This is a genomic window from Streptomyces sp. NRRL WC-3549, from assembly GCF_000721935.1.
Taxonomy (GTDB): Bacteria; Actinomycetota; Actinomycetes; order Streptomycetales; family Streptomycetaceae; genus Streptomyces.
In genome coordinates, this window is the sequence record NZ_KL585414.1 from 279417 (window position 1) to 282193 (window position 2777).

At 73.7% G+C, this 2777-nt stretch carries 2 protein-coding genes and 1 pseudogene; 2 read left to right on the forward strand and 1 reads right to left on the reverse strand.

The genetic code is table 11. From position 1 onward, the window contains the following. Nucleotides 1-277 (reverse strand): annotated as a pseudogene (locus IH13_RS38145) (tyrosinase); the annotation flags it as partial. 192 nt (nucleotides 278-469) lie between these two features. Between IH13_RS38145 and IH13_RS0122640 the strand changes: the two are divergent. Both IH13_RS0122640 and IH13_RS38150 read left to right on the forward strand, forming a co-directional pair. Beyond that, complete coding sequence (locus tag IH13_RS0122640; RefSeq protein ID WP_031087240.1) at nucleotides 470-1768, forward strand: cytochrome P450; 1299 nt, start codon at nucleotides 470-472, stop codon at nucleotides 1766-1768. A gap of 111 nt (nucleotides 1769-1879) precedes the next feature. Beyond that, nucleotides 1880-2777: glycoside hydrolase family 26 protein (locus tag IH13_RS38150; protein ID WP_031087242.1), on the forward strand; the 898-nt coding region annotated here is incomplete at its 3' end.

A 2777-nucleotide genomic window follows, 5' to 3' on the forward strand; every position in this document is an offset into this window, starting at 1 on the left:
CCCGGCCCGGCCCCGCCTGCCCGCCGGCCGGCACCAGGGTGGAGACGGTGCCCCGGATGTCGCGGCCCCGGTACCTCTCGGAGAAGCGTTCGGGGGCCTGGGACCTGCGCTCCGGACGGCCGAAGGCAGCGGGGTCCTTGAGCAGCACGGGGGCCAGGGCTCCGCCGGTGCAGGCGACGGCGGTCACCGTGAAGGCGGTGCGCAGTACGGCTCGGCGGGCGGGGCGGTGCGGGGCGGGGGCACCCGTCGGGGCGGCCGTCGCTGTGGTCGGGTCCATGGAGGTCCTTGTCTGTCGTCCACTCTCGTGTGGGGTTGCGCTCTCGAGGTGGGCAACGAGACGGGGGGCGAACGGTTCTCGTCCGGTGCGCGTCACGCGACCGTGGGAATTCTCCGCCGGTGACGGCCGCGTCGGCCGCCCGGGGGGACGCGCCGGGCCAGCATGGCGGTCCCTACGTCCGGGAGGCCGCCCATGAACGCACCGCCGCAGGTGTCCACCGTCCGTGCGCGGGGAGCCGGCCCGGCCCGTCTCCCCGACCTGGCCGACCCGTCGTTCTGGTCGTTGCCCAGGGCCGAGCGGCTGGCGGGCTTCGCGCGGCTGCGGGAGCACGGCGAACCGGTGCGGTTCACGCCGCGGCCGGGCTCCGCCCCGCCGTTCCACGCCCTGGTCCGGCATGCGGACGTGAAGGCGGCCAGCCGCCTGCCGCGCGTCTTCGCCAGTGCACCGGGCGCCACCACGCCCGAACCCGCCCGCTGGGCGAAGGCGGTGTTCGGCAACTCCATGGTGAACATGGACGGCGCCGAGCACGCCGGTCTGCGCCGGACCGTCTCGCGGGCCTTCACCCCCCGGCTGCTCGCGACGGCCGAGGAGAACATCGCCGGCACCGCCCGGCGGCTGGTGGACGAGGTGGTCGCGGAACGCCCGGAGGATTTCATGCGTTCGGCCGCCGCCCGAATGCCGTTCGAGGTGATCTGCGACCTGATGGGCGTCCCGGTCCGGTACCGCCCCGCCGTCGCCGCACAGGTCGACCACGCCTCGGAGTACGTCGGGGTGCGGCGCCGGGGCCGGGCCCGGCTGCGGGTGCCGGGGCGCGGGCTGCGGTCACTGGCCGGGATGCAGCTGGTCATGGCGGGGCTGGCCCGGGAACGCCGCCGGCGCCCGGAGCAGGACCTGGTCTCGGCGCTGGTGCGCGCGGACGTCGACGGGCGGTCGCTGTCCGCCCGCGAACTCGGGGCGTTCTTCTCGCTGCTGCTCGTGGCCGGTGTGGAGACCACCCGCAACGCGCTGGCGCACGGGCTGTACCTGCTGACCGCGCACCCGGAGCAGCGCGCCCTGCTGGAGTCGGACTTCGAGCGGTACGCGGACGGAGCGGTGGACGAGATCGTGCGTCATTCGACGCCGATCATCCAGTTCCGCCGGACGGTGCGGGCCGAGTACGCGCTCGGAGGGCGCGTCTTCGTCCCCGGCGAGAAGGTGATGCTCCTCTACGCCTCGGCGAACCGGGACGCGTCCGTCTTCACCGGCCCCGACGTCTTCGACATCACCCGGTCCCCGAACCCGCACCTCGGGTACGGCGGCGGCGGCCCGCACCACTGCCTGGGCGCCCATCTGGCGCGTCTGGAGATGAAGGCGCTCTACCGCGAACTGCTCGGTCGCCCGGTGGGGGTCCGGGCGGCCGGCGAACCGGTGCCGGCCGGTTCGAACTTCGACCACCGCGTCCGCTCCCTTCCCCTTTCCTACGGCCGGCTTCACCCGAACGGGCCGCTCTGATCCTCCGCACGCCGCGAATGCGCTGCCCGGCGGACGTCGTACGGCACATTTCCGGGCCTTTCTCCCTAGGGTCGGCAGGGCCCCGGGGGGCCCACGTTCCGAGGAGGACCCGTGCCCGTACAACGCCGTCTCGTCACCTTCTCCATCGGAACGGCTGTGCTCGGCCTCCTCGTCGGGGGCGTGCTGGTCGCCGACCGCGACGCCACGGACTCCGCCGCGGGCAAGGGCGCCGGTGCGGGCCGGCCGCCGGCCGTGGAGGGTACGACCGCGATCGGCGCCTACCTGGACTACGGGCCGCAGGGCGTGCGGCGGATGGCGGACCTGTCGCGCTGGCTCGGCGGGACGAAGCTGCGTGCGGGCCACAGCTACCTTCCGGGCGACGTGTGGGAGAACATCGAGGGCCGGCCCGGTTTCCTCGGCTCGTGGGCGGCCTGGCGCAAGGCCTCGCAGGAGCGGATGTTCGTCCTCAACACGCCGATGCTGGAGCGGAACGAGGAGCACGTCCCGGACGAGGAGGTGCGCTCCCTGCTGCGGCGGGGGGCCGCCGGCGAGTTCGACGGGCACTTCCGCACGCTCGCCGAGCGGCTGGTGCTCCTGGGTGTCCCGGACACGGTGCTCGTCCTCGGCTGGGAGATGAACGGCACCACGTACACCCACCGTTGCGGTCCCGACCCGGCCGCGTGGAAGGCGTACTGGAGGCGCATCGTGACCGCGATGCGCTCCGTTCCCGGCCAGGAGTTCCGTTTCGACTTCGCCCCGAGCCGCGGCCGGGACGCGGTGCCGTGGACGGAGTGCTACCCCGGTGACGAGGTGGTGGACATCATCGGCATGGACTCCTACGACCAGCCGCCGGCCCGGACGTTCGACGAGCAGGTGAACGAGCCGTACGGGCTGCGCAAGCAGGTGGACTTCGCGGCGGAACACGGGAAGCCGGTCTCGTACCCGGAGTGGGGGCTGTTCCGCAACGGTGACAACCCTGAGTACATGCGCCGCATGCTGGAGTGGATGG